Raw genomic sequence first — 18,505 nt, forward strand, 5'->3', positions numbered from 1 at the left:
ACAAAAGTACCGGTGCATATCATTACCGGCTTTTTAGGTAGCGGCAAAACCACGCTTATCCACAGCCTGATTGAGCAGAAGCCTGTGGATGAAAAATGGGCCATCCTGGTCAATGAATTCGGCCAGATCGGCATCGATCAAGCGATGTTTGACGCGCGTGACGATGTCGTCATCAAAGGCCTGCCCGGCGGCTGCCTGTGCTGCCAGCTCGCCTTTGTGCTGCAGGCGGCGCTGGTCAATTTGCTCTCACGCAGCAAACCTGACCGTGTCATCATCGAGCCATCCGGCCTTGGCCACCCAGCAGGCCTGCTGGATCTACTGCGTGGTGACGCCTTCTGTGAGGTAGTCGAGGTACACGATATTATTGCTACTCTCGACCCACGCCGAATGGATGACGCCCGAGCAAGGCAACACGATACCTTCCGCGATCAGCTCGACATGGCTGATGCCGTGGCGCTCACCATGCTCGACCAGAGCACGCCCGAACAGCTCAGCGCCGCCCACGCCTTTGTGGCGCAGCACTGGCCACCTCGCAAATGGGTACAGGAAGCCCCGCAAGGCGCGCTACCGATAGCGTTGTTGACCCAGAGTGGGCATACCGCTGCGAGTGATATCAGCATGCCCGCAAGCCACCAACAGCTGGCCGCCGCCCCCAGCCTGGAAGGCACATTTTTTGATTTTCCGCCTCCGCCCGGCAAACCGCAGCGTGAAACCGGCACCTCACTGGGCTACACCAGCACGGGGTTACGCTGGCACCCAAGTGAACGTTTCGAGCTGGATCGCCTAGCCGCCTATTTGGGAGAACTGCCTCGGGAGGCGCGTATTAAAGGGGTATTTCATACCAATCACGGGTGGAAACGCCTTAACCGCGCCGATGGCTCAATGAGTATCGAAAGCAGCGCGTGGCGGCAGGATTCTCGCCTGGAAGTTATTCTCCCTGCCGCTCTGACCTCTCCCAATATGGAATTTGATGAATTTCTAACCACATGAGTTAACGACCTAGTATTTGTGCTTCAAACGCCTCAATTTCCATAGGGTGCCCAAACAGATAACCTTGGTAAGCGCGACAGTCATGCGCTAAAAGCCATGCCTGCTGCGCTTCTGTTTCTACGCCTTCAGCAATGACTTCTAAGTTAAGACTCTCCGCAAGCGCGATAGTACTCTCTACAATCGCTGCATTGGCTTGGCTTTCAAGCACCTGCTGAACAAACGATTGATCGATTTTTAGCTGATCCAACGGCAACTGAGCTAAATACGCCAGCGACGAGTAGCCGGTGCCAAAGTCATCCAGCGAAAAGCGTACCCCTTTCGCTTTTAGGCTAAGCATCTTATCTCGGGCATAATCACGCGCTTCCACAAACAGCGATTCTGTGACTTCCAACTTTAAGCGATGAAGCGGGGCCTGGGTACGCGCAAACACTCCGTCGACGCGCTGTAAAAAATCTTTATCACGGAACTGCATCGGGCTGATATTAACCGATATCGTCAACTGACTTAGCCGGGGATGCTGCGCCCAACGTGCCAATTGGTAGCAAGCATCTTCCAATACCCACTCACCCACCTCGTTAATCAGTTCTGTACTTTCCAGCAGCGGAATAAACTCACCAGGCGACACCAAGCCCCGCTCTGGATGCAGCCAGCGCAGCAATACTTCCACGCCGGTGATAGTGCCTTGGTGATTAACTTGGGGCTGGTAGTAGAGTTGCCACTGTTGATTGGCCAGTGCATGCCGTAAGTCTGCTTCTAACTTTACGTGTGCTAATAGCGCGGCCTGCATAGCGGGGTCAAAAAAGCACACTGTATGGCGGCCAGTGCTTTTTGCTTGAAAGAGAGCCATGTCCACTTGCTGCAGATAATCATCAACATTGTGCTCACTGCTCGCCATGATCGTAATACCAATACTGCCCGTAATCGTGACGCTCTCCTCGGCCAGTACGACGGGCTCAGCAAGTACTGCCAGCAATTTATTGGCGATTCGTTCAGCAAGCTGGGACGTTTGCCCATGATTACTATCAACACCCTCAATTAATACCGCAAACTCATCGCCTCCCAGCCGCGCTAACGTATCCGTATCTCGCAGCATTTGGCTCATTCGCCGCGCCAAACCTTGTAATAACTGGTCGCCCGTATAATGCCCTAGGGTGTCATTAATTTGTTTGAAGTTATCGATATCAATAAATAACAGTGCGCCGCAACGCTGATGGCGCTGGAGTTCTTTGAGTGCTGCGCCCATGCGGTCCATAAACAGGCGCCGGTTAGCGAGCCCGGTTAACGGGTCATAAAACGCCAGTTGATGAATTTCCTGCTCAGCAGCTTTGCGCTCGCTGATATCACTCATCGTGGCGACGTAGTTCGTAAGCACACCGTCTGTGTCGTATACCGCGCTAATCGTTAACCACTCAGGAAACAGCTCGCCATTTTTACGCTGGTTCCATATTTCGCCTTCCCACTTGCCGGTTTTAAGCACCTGCTCCCATAGGCGACGATAAAATGCTGCGTTATGGAGACCAGAGCTAAACATACGTGGGTTTTTCCCCATCACCTCGGCTTCGCTGTAGCCACTAATGCGCGTGAAAGTGTCGTTCGCTTTAAGGATTCTCCCTCGAGCATCGGTAATCAAAATACCCAAGTGCGTTTGAAAAGCCGCCGCTGCGACCTGCGCTTCGGCGCGTGCCTGTTCGCGCTCTTCAATACGCTGACTTAACTGTTGGGCTAGCGCCAAGCGGCTCAGATAGTGGCGCGCCCCCCAGGCTCCGAGCAGGGCAAGCATCCCCATTACCAGCGATAAAATCAGCGCGCGCTGCCGCCAAGCCGCCAGCAATTCGTGTAGGTCAATACCCACCACCGCCAGCATGGGATACTCACCTACCCGCTGCATACGAAACAGACGTTCACGATCATCAACAGGTGAAAGAGCTTTGAGCGACCAGGCGGTCTCTTCATTTGCCAACTTCTGATCCGCTTGGGGGCTGGGTATTTTTCTGCCAACGGCAAATTGCTCATCAAGGGCAGGATGCCGAGCAATTAACCTCGATTCAGAGTCAACCAGCGCAATACTCTCACCGTCATAAACATGCATTTGCTCAAGCGAGTCGGCAAATATGTCGGGAATAATGCTCGATACCACCACCCCCATGAAATCGCCGGTCGGGCTATCAAGTCGTCTGCCATGGTACAAATAATAGTGTTGATTGCGATCAGACCAGTAAAGCGGCGTAATCAGTTCCTGCTGCCCCCCTTGTTTAAAGGCATTAAAAAACTGCGTATGACCGATATTAGCGCCAGCATTGCGGTTGCCGTTACTGCTTGCCAACACTCGCCCATTGAGATCCATCACCCCGACCTCGTTAACGAGGGGTACATAGTGGGTAAGATTTTCTAATGCGCGCTCAAGCACCTGAGTGTTATCGGCGTCAGGCATGCCTTGTATGGTGAGCAGTTCAGCAAGGCCAAAAAGGGCTTGTCCGCTTTGGGCAAAGACCCCTTTTGCCCACTCCGTTACCACATTGGCCCGCGCGGTAATGCGCGATTCAGCGGCCTCAATTTCTTGTTGGTACTGCTCGTTAAGCAGCCAGCCAAAGAGTAACGTCATGACGAAAAGCGCTAGCAAATAAGCCGCCACCACGCTTCGCCGCTGGTGACGAAAGGCATTAGTAGCCTTCAGAGCATTATCATTTACATCAATAGGAGTAACAGACATCGCGCAGAGGCCTTATCCAGGTATCCGATTAAGACACCTGATACAGTATAAAAAAACAGAAACGTTACACCACACACGCTGACAAGTGCGTTTACCTCGATAATGCCGCGGTGCTTTTCTGATGTATATCAGTTTTTATCGCAGGTAATTCGTTAAAAAGCGTGACGTTACGCATTGATTGTCTACCTACCAAGGATTGTTATGGCATCGCTAGGCCAAATGAGCGACTACGAAATACGCCTAATTCGTATTTTCAAGACGGTCGTCGAGTGCGGCGGCTTTACGGCGGCGGAAACGACACTCGGTATTAGCCGTTCAGCGATTAGCCAGCACATGAATGATTTAGAGGGAAGGCTGGGTTTTTCACTCTGCCAGCGGGGGCGCAGCGGGTTTAGTTTAACAGAGGAAGGTAAAGAGATTTATCAGGCGGGACTCACGCTATTAACGGCCCTGGAAACCTTCAAAAGCGACGTTAACGCCTTACACCAAACGATTAAAGGCGAGCTGAATATTGGCATTACCGACAACCTAGTGACGCTTCCGGCCATGCACGTGACCAACGCGCTGGCTGAACTTAGCGCGCCGGAACATGAGGTAACGCTGCATATTCATATGGAGCCTTCCGACGCCGTTATTCGAGGCGTGATGGATGGCCATTTGCACGTCGGCGTAGTACCCGCGGTGAACCTACCCACCAGCTTAGAAACCCGACACCTTTATGATGAGCCTTCCTACCTTTACTGTGCCGCAGGGCACCCGCTGTTTGCGGAAAACGATGACACGCTCAGCGTTGCAGATATCGCACGACACGCAGCTATTTCACCTCGTTATCCGCTGCCAGTTGAGGCACGCCAAGCCCATGATGCGCTCACGCTACGCGCGTCGGCATCCGATCGGGAAGGCGCTGCGTTTTTAATTCTTACCGGGCGTTTTATCGGCTTCCTTCCTGAACACGTGGCCGAACAGTGGGTCGCGGCAGGCAAAATGCGCGCCCTTCTCACGCCCAGTCAGCACTACCGTATTCCGTTTGTGCTGGTCACCCGTCATGACCGCCGCCCAAACCGAGTGGTCGATGCTTTTTTAAGTTTAATCAAAAGTAGCTAATCTAAAAGCCAGGCTTCCGTGCCGGGCTTTAAACATAGCTATTGATTACCACTACTGATTAACGCTGCTCAGTGACCTCGCTGGCCATTAACGGCACAGGCCCTGCCTGCGGAGACGATGCCACTACTTGGCTGGCAGCATAGTAAACAATCGCCCCCAGCGCCGACCCAGTGAACCACCCATAATCGTAGAACCAGTTCATCGTGCCTGTCACCAGAGAGATCAAGGTAAGTAGCACCGGCACACCAAAGGCGATAAACCCAGCCATGTTCACCGCAGGATAGGCGTGGTTATCCATATAGAGACTAGGCACATCCAAGCGCTGCTTTTTAATCAGGAAGTAATCCACCGCCATAATACCCGCTATCGGGCCGAGTAGGCTGGAGTAGCCAAGCAGCCAGTTGGAGTACATCTGTTCAAGTGATACGCCTGGAGGAATCACGCCTGCTTTTTGCAATAGATCGTAGCCCATTAGCAACACGCCCACCGCACCGGTCATCAGCACACCGCGGGTCTGATTGATCAATTTGGGCGCAATGTTTTGGAAGTCATTGGTAGGCGAAACAATATTCGACGCGGTGTTGGTAGAGATCGTGGCAATAATGATCAGCAGCATTGCCATGACCACCCAGAAGGGACTGTCGATATAGCCAATCAAACGCACCGGGTCGGCAACGGTTTGGCCCACCAGCGTTTCAGACGCCGCGGTTAACACGACACCGAGGGCAGCGAAGAAGAACATCGTCAGCGGCAGCCCGATGATCTGGCCAGCAATCTGGTCTTTCTGGCTTTTGGCAAAGCGGCTGAAGTCAGGGATATTAAGTGACAACGTGGCCCAAAACCCCACCATGGCGGTCAAGCCTGCAAAGAAATAACCATAAACGGAAGCCCCCTCAGGGCGTGATGGTGGCTGCGCCAGCAGCTCAGTCATCGACATGTTCGGCCACGCCCACACCATCAAGCCAATGCCCACCGCTAACAGCAGTGGCGCCGCCAGCGTTTCCAGCCACTTGATTGATTCCGCACCGCGGATCACCACATAAAGATTCATCGCGCCGAAAACAAAAAAGCCAATCACCTCCCCCACGCCCCCAAGCGCAGCCCAAGCGGGAATCAACTCAGACAACAGCAAGTGAATCGCCAGCCCACCGAACATGGTCTGAATACCAAACCAGCCACAGCCAACTAACGCCCGCACCAGGCAGGGCACGTTGGAGCCTAAAATGCCGAAGGATGAACGCAAAACGACAGGGAAAGGAATGCCAAATTTGGTGCCAGGAAAGGCGTTCAGCGTCAGGGGAATCAGGACAATAATATTCGCCAATAGAATGGCAAACAGCGCTTCCCCTACGCTCAAGCCAAAGTAGGCAGTTAACACCCCGCCTAACGTATAGGTAGGAACACAGATCGACATGCCGACCCACAGCGCGGCGATGTTCCATTTGCTCCAGGTACGCTCGCTGGCCTGGGTGGGTGCAATATCCTCGTTAAAGCGTGAACTACCTCGCACGTCACTGCCTACATCAAGCTCTATCAGCCCACCTCGATCCACCATCTGAGAGGTTGTTTCGGTCATCTTGTTTCTCCTCAGTATTGTGTTGTCTAGCCCAGGCTATGTCTGAAAACTAGCTGTGCTCGCTGACTTTTAAGCCAAGTCCTAATAAGACAAGCCCTAACTCACACGGCCAGTGGAGCTTCCCAGACAGAATTAAAAGCAATAAGCGTGCCTACTTATAAAACCAAAGCAATTAACTCATTGATTAAAAAGCTGCCCTCCTAGACAACAATATTATTGTTAGCTTGTTACCTTTTAAATTTACTCTCTCCAAACAAAAACCAATTAAACAAAGCTAGGTCAAAAAAAATATTTGCACCAACTTTAAACAATACGATGCTCGATATATCGTCAATTATTAAACCTATCGCATGATTTTTAAGAATAAAAAAATATACCCAAAACAGTGCACAAGCTCACCAAAAGAGTGAAAAGTGCAACGTAAAAAAATAAAAACAAACAAACTCAACGAGTTAAATGCAATTTATCTAACATCGATTAAAGACTTGCTAAAACCACTCATCCAGCGCTACTTTCAACAAAAGCTGTCTTTTACGTCAGCTTTATAAAACTCATTCTCAAGACACTACAAATATACGCTACACACCAACAATCAGAGGAAGCGTCTCATGCAAAAGATGAAAATTGGGCTGATTCAGATGGGGCTGAAAACCAGCACGGATCTTGAACCTGAGGCTATTCGCGATGCCATGAACGAGGCACACCTGCCGATGATTCAACAAGCGGCTGACCAAGGCGTGCAGGTGCTGTGCTTCCAGGAAGTCTTTAACCAACCCTATTTTTGCCCCAGCCAGGATGGCAAATGGTATGCCGCCGCCGAGCGGGTGCCAGAAGGCCCCACCTGCCAGATGATGCAAAAACTGGCTGCTGAGCACCGCATGGTCATTATTGTGCCGGTGTATGAAGAGACCGAAACCGGTGTTTATTACAACACCGCCGCGGTGTTCGATGCCGACGGCAGCTATCTGGGCAAGTATCACAAGACGCACATTCCCCAAGTGGCGGGGTTCTGGGAGAAATTCTTCTTTAAACCGGGCAACTCCAACTGGCCGGTATTCGATACCGCCTACGGCAAGATCGGCGTGTATATCTGCTACGACCGTCACTTCCCCGAAGGCTGGCGGGCACTGGCGCTCAACGGCGCCGAGGTGATCTTCAACCCTTCCGCCACCGTGGCCGGTCTTTCTCAGTATTTATGGGAGCTTGAACAGCCCGCCTCCGCTGCCGCTAACGGCTGTTTTATCGCCGCCATCAACCGCGTGGGTACCGAAGCGCCTTGGAATATCGGCGATTTTTACGGCTCCAGCTATATCGTGAATCCACGCGGCAAAATTGAAGCCCAGGCCAGCGAGACCGACGACGAGCTACTGGTACACGAGATTGACCTGGATATGGTGCGCGAGGTGCGCAACAACTGGCAGTTCTTCCGCGACCGCCGCCCCGAGACCTATACCCGTCTCACCGACGGCGAATAATTCCCTCAATCAATTATCTAAGGAGCGAACCATGAGTTTATTGATCAAGGGCGGCACCGTGGTCACCCACGCGGATACCTACCGCGCCGATGTGCTGTGTGTAGACGGTAAAATCCACGCGATTGGCACTGACTTAGAAGTACCCGAGGGCTGCGAGACGGTGGATGCCAGCAACCAGTTGGTAATGCCCGGCGGTATCGATCCCCATACCCATATGCAGATGCCGTTTATGGGCGCGGTGGCCAGCGAGGATTTCTATACCGGCACCGCCGCGGCCATGGCGGGCGGCACCACCACCATTATCGATTTCGTGATTCCCAGCCCCGGCCAGTCGCTGTTGGAAGCCTTTGAAACCTGGCAAGGCTGGGCGGAAAAAGCCGCCACCGACTTCGCTTTCCACGTGGCAATCACCTGGTGGGACGAGAGCGTCAAAGAGGAGATGGGGACGCTGGTACGCGAGCACGGGGTCAACAGTTTCAAGCACTTTATGGCCTACAAGGGCGCCATCATGGCCACCGATGATATTCTGGTGGAAAGCTTCTCGCGTTGTTTAGAGCTAGGCGCAATCCCCACCGTACACGCGGAAAACGGCGAGCTTGTGTATCACATGCAGCAGAAACTACTCGCCCAGGGCATGACCGGCCCAGAAGCGCACCCGCTTTCCCGCCCGCCCCAGGTCGAAGGCGAAGCCGCGAGCCGGGCGATTCGTATTGCCAGCACCCTGGGTGCTCCCGTTTACTTGGTACACGTTTCCACTAAGGACGCCGTGGACGAAATCGCCTACGCCCGTCAGCAGGGTCACCCTGTGTTTGGCGAGTGCCTAGCAGGTCACTTGGTCATTGATGACAGCGTTTATCAGAATCCCGACTGGGCAACCGCAGCGGCCCACGTGATGAGCCCGCCCTTCCGCCCCAAAGGCCATCAGGAAGCGCTCTGGCATGGCCTGCAATCCGGCAATCTGCAAACCACCGCCACCGATCACTGCTGCTTCTGCGAAGAGCAGAAAGCCGCGGGCAAGGATGACTTTACCAAGATCCCTAACGGCACCGCCGGAGTCGAAGACCGTTTGGCCGTGCTGTGGGACGAAGGCGTGAATACCGGCAAGCTCTCGCCTCAGGAGTTCGTCGCCGTCACCTCCACCAACACCGCCAAGATCTTCAATCTCTACCCACGTAAAGGGGCGATTCAGGTGGGTTCCGATGCCGACATTGTGGTGTGGGATCCTAACGGCACCCGCACTATCTCCGCCAAAACTCATCACCAGAACGTCGACTTCAATATCTTCGAGGGCAAGACGGTGCGCGGCATCGCTCGTCACACCATCAGCCAAGGCAAATGGGTATGGCGAGACGGTGATCTGCGCGCCGAGCGCGGTGCGGGCCGCTATTTAGAGCGCCCTGCCTATCCCGGTGTATTCGAGCTGCTGGCCAAACGCGCCGAGCTAAATGCCCCTATAGCGGTTAAACGTTAAAAGCGGCGATCAAGCGATAACAGTTGTTCGTATAAAAACAGCGGAGGCTCTACTGTGACTAGCCCACTGAATCATCTCCCCAGCGCACAAGAGGTCGGCACCTACGACCCACAAACGCTGACCCATAATTTTAGCGATCTACACCCGCCACTCACCCAGCGCCAAGCGATGATTGAAAGTCAGCGCTGCCTCTACTGCTTTGATGCCCCCTGCGTTGAGGCCTGCCCGTCGGATATCGACATCCCAAGCTTTATTCGCCAAATCGGCGAAAAAAATATCAATGGCGCGGCGGAAACCATTCTGGAAGCCAATATCCTAGGCGGCAGCTGCGCCCGGGTTTGCCCCACCGAAATACTTTGCGAGCGTAGCTGTGTGCGCAATCATGACGCCGAATGTCAGCCTGTGCTGATCGGCTTGCTACAGCGCTACGCCACCGATCATATGCAGTTCGATAGCCACCCGTTCAAACGTGCCGGCAGCACTGGCCGCCACATCGCCGTGGTAGGTGCAGGGCCTGCGGGACTTTCCTGCGCTCATCGGCTGGCAATGCTTGGCCATCAGGTGACGATTTTTGAAGCTGAGCAAAAGCCCGGCGGGTTAAACGAGTACGGCATCGCCCGCTACAAAATGACCGATGACTTTGCCCGCAAAGAAGTCGAGTTTTTACTGGAGGTCGGCGGCATTGACCTCCAGTACGGCCAGCGACTCGGGTATAACCTCGAACTTTCCACCCTGCATCAGCAGTATGACAGCGTGTTTCTCGGTTTAGGGCTAGGTGCCAGCCGCACCCTGGGCCTAACCGGCGAAGAGGCGCCGGGTCTGATGCCCGCGGTGGACTACATCAAAACCCTGCGTCAAACCGATGACCTGGGCAACCTCACCGTGGCCAAACGCTGCATTGTGATTGGAGCAGGCAATACTGCGATCGATATGGCAACGCAAATGGCTCGCCTGGGCGCCACCGAGGTGACGCTGGTCTACCGTCGCGGCGTGGAGGCGATGTCCGCCACCGATCACGAGCAGGAGATCGCCAAAGCCAACGGTGTACGCATGGTGACCTGGGCGCAGCCCGATGAAATCTTGCTGGATGACCAGGGCCGCGTAGCGGGCATGCGCTTTACCAAGACCGTTGAGCAAGCGGGCCAATTATCGCCGACGGGCGAAACGATTGAGATTGCCGCCGACGCCATCTTCAAAGCCATAGGACAAAGCTTTGATAACACCAGCCTCGCTGATGCCACCGCCGCCGAGCTAGCTCGGGACGGCGAGCGCATTCATGTCGATGAAATGTTCCGCACCTCGCTATCCAATGTTTATGCCGGTGGCGACTGTGTCAAATCCGGCCAAGACCTCACCGTTCAGGCCGTACAGCACGGCAAACTGGCGGCTCACGCCATTCACCAAGCGCTTGCCGCCAAGCAGGAGGCCGCATGAACACCACACCCTTCACTCCTCTCTCTTTTCCAGGCAAGAAAAACAGCGGCGACAGCGTGGTTAATGGCGTTGATCTATCGGTTAACTTTGCCGGTATTAAAGCGCCTAACCCATTCTGGCTCGCCTCTGCACCGCCCACCGATAAAGCCTACAACGTGGTGCGCGCCTATGAAGCGGGCTGGGGCGGCGTGGTTTGGAAAACCCTCGGTGAAGAGCCACCGGCGGTCAACGTCTCTTCCCGCTATTCGGCCCACTACGGCAAAAACCGCGAGGTGATCGGCTTTAACAATATCGAGCTGATTACCGACCGATCGCTGGAGATCAACCTTAAAGAGATCACCCAGGTGAAGAAGGATTGGCCCGACCGGGCGCTGATCGTTTCCATCATGGTGCCCTGTAATGAAGAGGCCTGGGCCTACATTCTGCCACTGGTGGAAGCTACCGGCGCCGATGGCATCGAGCTCAACTTAGGTTGCCCCCACGGCATGCCGGAGCGTGGCATGGGCGCGGCAGTAGGCCAAAACCCGGACCTGATCGAGAAAGTCACCTACTGGTGTAAAAAGCACTACTCGAAGCCAGTGATTGTAAAACTCACCCCCAACATCACCGATATTCGCGTAGGCGCTCAGGCAGCCTTGCGAGGTGGCGCCGATGCGGTGTCGCTGATTAACACCATCAATTCGATCACCAGTATCGATCTGGACAACATGGTCGCCAAACCCACCGTTGGCCATCAGAGCACCCACGGCGGTTACTGCGGGAGTGCCGTCAAACCTATTGCGATGAATATGGTGGCGGAAATTGCCCGTGATCCGGCCACACCTACACTGCCGATTTCCGGCATTGGCGGCATTTCCACCTGGCGGGATGCGGCGGAATTTATCGCCCTCGGTGCAGGCAGCGTACAGGTATGCACGGCCGCGATGCTTAACGGCTTTCGCATTGTGGAGGAGATGAAAGATGGCCTCTCCCGCTGGATGGCGGAAAAAGGTTACGACTCCATTGAAGCGTTCTCACGCAAGGCGATCCCGCAAACCACCGACTGGAAACACCTGGATATCAACTTCAAAACGATCGCCAAGATCGATCAGGATTTGTGTATCGAGTGCGGCCGCTGCTATATCGCCTGCGAGGACACGTCCCACCAGTCGATTGCCAAGCTCACCGAGCAGAACGGTGCGCGCCGCTATGAGGTGATTGAAGAGGAGTGTGTAGGCTGCAACCTGTGCCAGATCACCTGCCCAGTGGAAAACTGCATCACCATGGTGCCTCAAGAAACAGGTCAACCCTTTCTGGCCTGGGATAACGATCCCCGCAATCCCTTCCGGGTCGCGTCTTAAGCCCGGTATTCAACAGCTGCTAGCGCTATCCACCGCCCTCAATTTTTGAGGGCGGTTACGTTTGTAAAGCAGAGGCTTGTTGCTCCAAATGGCGACGATGCTGGCATCAATCCGCATGAACCTTAATGCGATAAAGCACGCAATAAACCACCGGCAGTACCACTAGAGTTAACAGCGTAGCAACGCCCAGGCCTCCAATCAGCGCCACTGCCATGCTGGCGAAGAAGGCATCGCTGATCAGCGGAATCATCCCCAGCATGGTGGTCAGCGCGGCCATCGCTACCGGGCGAACACGGCTAACGGCCGCTAGCACCACCGCGTGATAGCGGTCCTGATGCAGCGGCAACTGCACGTTGATCTCCTCCACCAGCACGATGGCGTTTTTGATCACCATGCCGATCAGGCTCAGCGTGCCCAGCAGCGCCATAAACGAGAAGGGTAACCCGGTCAGCAGCAGCGCGCCGACAACACCGATAATCGTCAACGGTACCAGCGACCAAATCGCCAACGGTTGGCGGAAGTTATTGAACAGCACCACGGTAAGGATGAACATCATCACGATGCCCAGCGGCAGCGAGGCAAACAGTCCGCTCTGAGCTTCGCCCGCAGTCTCGAACTCGCCGCCCCACTCCAGCCGATAGCCTGCAGGCAGCTCCAGCGCTTCTACCTGAGGTCGGATCTCCGCCAATACGCTGGCAGCGGTTACTCCGCTTAACGGGTCCGGCTCACCGTACACTGCCAGCATGCGCTCCCGGTTACGACGCATGATCAGTGGATCTGCGACCTGGGTGGTGATATCGCTGATCACTTGGTCGGCGGTGATATAGCGGCCCTGCTCTTCGCTCCAGACATTGAGAGAACCCAGGTTGTCCACGTCGTGACGCTGCTCGGGAATCGCTCGTGCCACCATGGGAATCAGGTCGCTGCCATCGCGATAAACGCCTACCTGGCTACCACTGGTACTCAGCGCAAGGGTGCTGGCTAAATCCTCACGGGTGACGCCTAGCCTCCGCGCGGTATCTTCAAGAAAGACAGGCTCGATTGCCTGTACCCGGTTACGCCAGCTGGTGCGCACGCTGGTCATGTTGGCCGTTTCACGGAACATGGCCTCCACCTGGTCGCCCAACTGACGCAGCACTTCCGGGTCGCTGCCATAAAAGCGCGCCTCTAGCTTGGCTTTCGGCGCGGGGCCGACTTCCAACGGAGCAATCTTGTAGTCGATATCGCTATGGTCGCGTTCCAGTACCCTTTCAACGTCGGCCATGCGCTCGCGCTGAGTCGCTTTATCGTCGGTTTCGATAATGAGCTGTGCATAGCTGGCGTAGCGGTCTTCCGGCGAGTAAGTGAGGGTAAAACGCTGTGATCCGCCACCCACGGTGGTGGTTAGGTGGCGAATGCCCGGCATCTCCATCACGCTCGTTTCCAACTCGCTAACGCGGCGCTGAGTCTCGAGGATATCGGTGCCTTCCGGCGTGCGGTAATCGACAAAAAAGATGGGGGTGTTCGAGGCCGGAAAGAAGGCATTTTTAACTGAACCAAAACCGAACAACGCGCCCGCCAATATTGCCACTACCATTACCAACGTCACCCAGCGCCAACGTATGCCGGCAACGATGACACGGCCGACCAGGCGATAAACAACGCCTTTGTAGGGGTCCTCTTGACCATCGCCAGGTGCGATATTGCGAAAAAACAGCTTAAAGTAGAAAGGCGTTAACGTTAGCGCGGTAATCCAACTCAGCAGCAGCGAATAGAGTAGGACAAAAAACAGCGAACCGATAAATTCACCGGTGGTGTCTGGCGACAGACCGATAGGCGCAAAGGCAGCAATCGCGATCAGTGTCGCCGCTAGCAACGGCCAGGCGTTTTGCCTTACTACCTGATGGGCCGAATCACGAATCGTGCTGCCGCGCTTTAACCCCACCAGCATTCCTTCGGTCACCACGATGGCATTATCCACCAACATACCGAGGGCGATAATCAGCGCCCCAAGGGAGATTTTTTCCAACTGCAGACCATGAAAGCGCATCAGCATAAAGGTGCCGATAATGGTGATCAGCAGAATAAAGCCCATCAACAGACCGCTGCGCCAGCCCATAAACAGCATGAGCACCACGATGACAATGGCCACCGCCTGGATCAGGCTCACCAGAAAGCCGGAGACCGCGTCATCCACGACTTGGGGCTGGTTGTAGACGATATTCAGCTCCATGCCCAGCGGCGTACGGGCTTGAAGTTGATCCAGTCGTTGCTGCAGTTGTTCGCCGACCGCCACAACATTCACACCGCTTTCAAACGAGACGCCCAGCGATATGGACGGCCTGCCCATATCGCGATAGAGCTGCTGAGGCTGCTCCGCCAACTCTCGGCTTACATCAGCAATATCACTCAGCCGCACCAGCTCGCCGTCACCTTCGCTGACGATTAGCGCGCGCAGGTCATCGATATTCGCTGCACTGCCCGTCGGGGTAATACGGAAACGGCGACCATCCTGCTTGAGGTGCCCGGCATCGGCCACGGCATTCTGGGTATCCAACAATTGCTGAAGCCGGGTGAGCGGTATATTCAACGCCCGCAGGCGCTCACGGTCGACTTCAATGTAGATGCGCTCTTCGTGCTCGCCGCCCAGCGAGACTTTCTCGACGCCTTCCACCAGGGTCAGCTCGCGCTTGAGAAAGTCGGCATGATCGGCCAGATCAGGCATGCTGTAGCCTTCGCCGGTCAGGTTGACCATAAAGCCAAAGACATCGCCAAAGTCGTCATTGACGCGGGATTGACTGGCGCCCGGCGGCAATGCAGCCTGAGCATCCTGAACCTTACGGCGTAGCGAATCCCATAGCTGTTCAAGCTCTTCATTTTGTACGGTGCTTTCCAGCTCGACGGTAATCTGGGAAAGGCCGTCGGAACTCACCGAGCTCACTCGCTTAATTGACGACATCTCTTGAATCGATTGCTCTAGCGTTGAGGTCACTTCCTGCTCGACCTCTTCAGGTGTCGCGCCGGGGTACTGCGTGGTGATGAGGGCGTTACGAATAGTGAATTCGGGAAACTCCAGCTGGCCCATGCCTAGAAATGACAGCGCACCGCCCGCCAGCAGCACTACGGTCATTAAATAACTAGCCGCCCGGTGGCGTAAAAAGTAGTCGACCATGCTTATAGCCCCTGCTCTTTTTCCCACGGCGTGACCTTGGTATCCGCCGTTATACGGTGAGCACCGGCCGCCACGATACGATCGCCCGCCGCCAAATCGCCGCTAACTTCCAACCCATTCGACGTTAATGGCCCAACACTCACCGGCACTGCTTCTACATGTTCTGAGCCGGTATAGCGCCATACCAAGGCTTGATTAGCGTCTTCGCCCGCATAGCTCACGGCTTCAGGCGGCAGGTGCCAAACCGGCGAAGCGTGGTCGGATTGCAGCGCACTTAAATCCAGTCGCACGTTGGCACTCATACCATCCAGTAGGGTGATATCGTCGGGCTGAGGGAGTGTCAGCGTGACTTCATAGGCCAAGCTCTGCGCGCTGGCTTGCGTGGTATAGGACGCTAACTGGGCGAGATAGGGTTTGTCGCCATTTCCGAAGCGTACTTCATACGCTAATTCATCCCCAAAGGGGGTGCCGTTGCTGCGCGGCATGCGCTGAACAATTTGCTCGGGCAGATGAAACACCACATCTAATTGGCCCGGCTGCTGAATCACTGCCACCGTTTCCTGCACCTGAACAATCTGGCGGTTATCCACCGGCACCTGAGCGATCACGCCATCATAGGGGGCGCGCAGTTGCGTGTGTGTTACCTGCTCTTCGGCCTGCTCAAACGTTGCGCGGGCTGCCCGCCATTCGCTTTCCGCTTCATCAAACCGGGATTGGCTGACCGCCCCGCGTTCGAGGGTATAGCGCATGCGCTCCAGGTTGGCCTTGGCAAGCTCCAGGCGCGAGCGGGCGCTATCCAGCTCGCTTTGCGCGTTACGGTTGTCAATTCGAGCGAGCACCTCGCCCTCGCTCACCCGCTGTCCGGGGCTGACATTAAGCTCCAGCAACTCGCCTGCCATGCGAAATGACAGATTGCTACGCGTGGTGGCTTCCACACGCGCCGGGAATTGCCGCAAGGCAGTAGCATTGGCCGACTGCAAGGTCATCAATTTCACGGGTCTGGCCGTGTCGGTGGACTGCGCCTGAGGTTGATCGCAGCCCATCAGCATCAGCACTATCAGCGTGATTGGCAGAAAACGGAGAAAAGTAGCGGGCACGGTAGGCTCCTTGAGGGCGATCAGCACAGCTTTTCAAAGCTAACGTTGGACTACAGCAAAATATAGAAAACACAGCGGAATAACGTATACACTTCACTGACATTCATGAATGTCAGTGAAGTGTATACTAATCACCGTGCGGCGACTTTGCTATCTATCAGTGCCAAAATACCGCTCATTATATTAATAGGAGCCGCTATGTCCCGTCGTAAGGCAGACGCTGAACGTACCCGAGAAGCGATTCTTGATGCTGCGGAAACCACTTTTTTAGCTCAAGGCGTTTCGCGCACGACGCTTGCGCATATTGCACAGGCGGCGGGCGTTACTAGGGGAGCCATTTATTGGCACTTTGAAGATAAAGCAGCGGTATTCAATGCGCTCTTGGAGCGGGTACGCATCCCTTTAGATGAAATCGTCGATGATACAACCCAGCATCTTGGTGCAACGCCAGTGGCCTGTTTACGCGAGATTGCCCAACGCTCGCTGGCAGGCATCTGCCATGACCTGCCGCTGCAGCGGGCAGCCACCATCGTGCTGCACCGCTGCGAGAAACTGGAAGATGATCACCCGCGCATCAGCATGATCACCCGCCTTTCAGAGCACGCTGAAGTACAGGTAGAACGTCTGTTTGAACAAACACAACTAGCAGGCCAATTGCGTGCGGGGCTCTCCCCCACCAGCGCGCGCCGCCAGTTTCACGGCTTTTTGATTGGCGTCTGCTTTGATTGGCTGCAAGACCCACAGCAGTACTCACTAGCAGAGGAGTGCGACGCTATCGTCGAAACGTTAATGCGCGGGTTGTTGGTAGAAATCACTCCTCATAAATAAAGAAAACTTGGCATGCCGGTTGCTTATATTTCCAAGAGAACCGTTTTCAACCGGAGCCTGCCATGAACCAGTCTGATTACCCGCTCAGCGAAGTCCCTACCCGTGCCCGTAAAGGGCTTCTCTCCACCTCAGCAGTACTGCTCGGCTTTACTTTTTTCACCGCTACCATGTGGGCGGGAGGCACGCTAGGCCAAGCGTTTCCGATTGGCCAACTGCTCTGGATCATACTGATTGGTAACCTGTTGCTGGGAACGTATGCGGCAGCTCTTGCTTATATAGCCTGTAAAAGCGGGCTTAATTCGGTGTTGATGGGGCGCTTCTGTTTTGGCGAGAAGGGCAGCAAACTCTCTGATTTTATCCTCGGCTTTACCCAGATTGGCTGGTACGCCTGGGGCACAGCGACCATCGCGCTGGTATTAGTACGCACCACGGGGATGCCTGAATGGCTGGAAATCCCCTTAATGGTGCTTTTTGGTTTTGGTTTTTGTATCACCGCAATGATTGGTTATAAGGGCATGGACTGGCTTTCGCGCGTTGCCGTCCCCGCCATGATGCTGTTTATTCTGATTAGCCTGTTCACTGGGTTGGTGGATGTGCGCGGCTTTACAGGACTAAGCCAGCAAATGCCTACGGAAAGTATGGGCGTGGCGGCAGCGGTCACTGTCATCATCGGCACGTTTATCAGCGGCGGCACCCAAGCCACTAACTGGAGCCGCTTCGCCAAAACGCCGAAAATTGCCGTCATTGCGACCCTGGCAGCGTTTTTTGTGGGGAACGGTTTAATGGTGCTCACTGGTGCACTTGGCACCATGATTTACCAGCAGGCGGATATTGTCGATGTGCTGATTGCCCAGGGCTTTGTCACCATCGCCGTACTGATGCTGTTTCTAAATATCTGGACCACCCAGGACAACACCATCTACAACTTCGCCGTGGCGGGCTGCAATTTACTGCGTACCGAAAAACGCCGGTTGGTGACGGTGGGCGGTGCAGCAATTGGCACCGTGCTAGCGGTAGGCGGCATGTACAACCTGCTTATGCCGTTTCTGGTACTGCTCGGCACGTTTATTCCGCCCATGGGAGGGGTCATCATGGCGGACTTCTGGCTCAAGCATAAAGGCCGTTACCCCGCTTTGGATATTGCTCAACTGCCTGATTTCAACCGTAGAGGGCTGGCTGCCTATGCGCTGGGTGCCGGGGCGGCCTACTTTTCCCCGTTACTGCCGCCATTGGTAGGGGTCGCGGTGGCAGCGGGCAGCTACGCCGTGCTGCTGCGTTTAAACCACGCTACGCTGAGCGATACGCTTCCTTCACCCGCTAAACAATAAG

12 protein-coding genes are annotated in these 18,505 nt (G+C 55.0%); 8 read left to right on the forward strand and 4 right to left on the reverse strand.

Annotated features, from left to right (window positions below; translation table 11 throughout):
- Positions 1 to 12 precede the first annotated feature (12 nt).
- Positions 13 to 990, forward strand: coding sequence for a GTP-binding protein (locus Q3Y66_RS17070; RefSeq protein WP_303319507.1), 978 nt, complete (start codon positions 13 to 15; stop codon positions 988 to 990).
- A 1-nt stretch (position 991) separates the two neighbouring features.
- On the opposite strand, the gene Q3Y66_RS17075 is transcribed toward Q3Y66_RS17070, so the two are convergent.
- Complete coding sequence (locus tag Q3Y66_RS17075) at positions 992 to 3,700, reverse strand: EAL domain-containing protein (RefSeq protein ID WP_008959343.1); 2,709 nt, start codon at positions 3,698 to 3,700, stop codon at positions 992 to 994.
- 201 nt (positions 3,701 to 3,901) lie between these two features.
- Here Q3Y66_RS17075 and Q3Y66_RS17080 point away from each other — a divergent pair, with 201 nt between their 5' ends.
- Positions 3,902 to 4,804, forward strand: a complete 903-nt coding sequence (locus Q3Y66_RS17080) for a LysR family transcriptional regulator (protein WP_008959342.1) — start codon at positions 3,902 to 3,904, stop codon at positions 4,802 to 4,804.
- A 58-nt stretch (positions 4,805 to 4,862) separates the two neighbouring features.
- Here Q3Y66_RS17080 and Q3Y66_RS17085 read toward each other — a convergent pair whose 3' ends face one another.
- A complete protein-coding gene (locus tag Q3Y66_RS17085; RefSeq protein WP_008959341.1) occupies positions 4,863 to 6,380 on the reverse strand; it encodes an NCS1 family nucleobase:cation symporter-1 in 1,518 nt (505 codons plus the stop codon).
- Positions 6,381 to 6,988: 608 nt separating this feature from the next.
- On the opposite strand from Q3Y66_RS17085, the gene Q3Y66_RS17090 reads away from it, so the two are divergent.
- The 4 genes from Q3Y66_RS17090 to preA are packed head-to-tail and all read left to right on the forward strand — an operon-like array spanning position 6,989 to position 12,100.
- Entirely contained in the window at positions 6,989 to 7,855 is an 867-nt protein-coding gene (locus Q3Y66_RS17090; protein WP_008959340.1) for a nitrilase-related carbon-nitrogen hydrolase, read from the forward strand.
- Between the two features lie 31 nt (positions 7,856 to 7,886).
- Positions 7,887 to 9,326: a dihydropyrimidinase gene (gene hydA / locus Q3Y66_RS17095; protein WP_008959339.1), complete on the forward strand. Its 1,440-nt coding sequence runs from the start codon at positions 7,887 to 7,889 to the stop codon at positions 9,324 to 9,326.
- A gap of 54 nt (positions 9,327 to 9,380) precedes the next feature.
- A complete protein-coding gene (locus Q3Y66_RS17100; protein ID WP_008959338.1) occupies positions 9,381 to 10,760 on the forward strand; it encodes an NAD(P)-dependent oxidoreductase in 1,380 nt (459 codons plus the stop codon).
- Positions 10,757 to 12,100, forward strand: coding sequence for an NAD-dependent dihydropyrimidine dehydrogenase subunit PreA (gene preA / locus Q3Y66_RS17105; RefSeq protein ID WP_008959337.1), 1,344 nt, complete (start codon positions 10,757 to 10,759; stop codon positions 12,098 to 12,100). The genes Q3Y66_RS17100 and preA overlap by 4 nt, the downstream gene beginning before the upstream one ends.
- 106 nt (positions 12,101 to 12,206) lie before the next feature.
- Here the strand turns inward: preA and Q3Y66_RS17110 are convergent, their stop codons facing one another.
- A complete protein-coding gene (locus Q3Y66_RS17110; protein WP_008959336.1) occupies positions 12,207 to 15,251 on the reverse strand; it encodes an efflux RND transporter permease subunit in 3,045 nt (1,014 codons plus the stop codon).
- 2 nt (positions 15,252 to 15,253) lie between these two features.
- A complete protein-coding gene (locus tag Q3Y66_RS17115) occupies positions 15,254 to 16,348 on the reverse strand; it encodes an efflux RND transporter periplasmic adaptor subunit (protein ID WP_008959335.1) in 1,095 nt (364 codons plus the stop codon).
- Positions 16,349 to 16,546: 198 nt separating this feature from the next.
- On the opposite strand from Q3Y66_RS17115, the gene Q3Y66_RS17120 reads away from it, so the two are divergent.
- A complete protein-coding gene (locus Q3Y66_RS17120; RefSeq protein WP_008959334.1) occupies positions 16,547 to 17,176 on the forward strand; it encodes a TetR family transcriptional regulator in 630 nt (209 codons plus the stop codon).
- Positions 17,177 to 17,238: 62 nt separating this feature from the next.
- Complete coding sequence (codB, locus tag Q3Y66_RS17125) at positions 17,239 to 18,504, forward strand: cytosine permease (RefSeq protein ID WP_008959333.1); 1,266 nt, start codon at positions 17,239 to 17,241, stop codon at positions 18,502 to 18,504.
- The last annotated feature ends 1 nt before the right edge of the window (position 18,505 follow it).

It is taken from the genome of Halomonas sp. HAL1, from assembly GCF_030544485.1.
Lineage (GTDB): Bacteria > Pseudomonadota > Gammaproteobacteria > Pseudomonadales > Halomonadaceae > Vreelandella > Vreelandella arctica.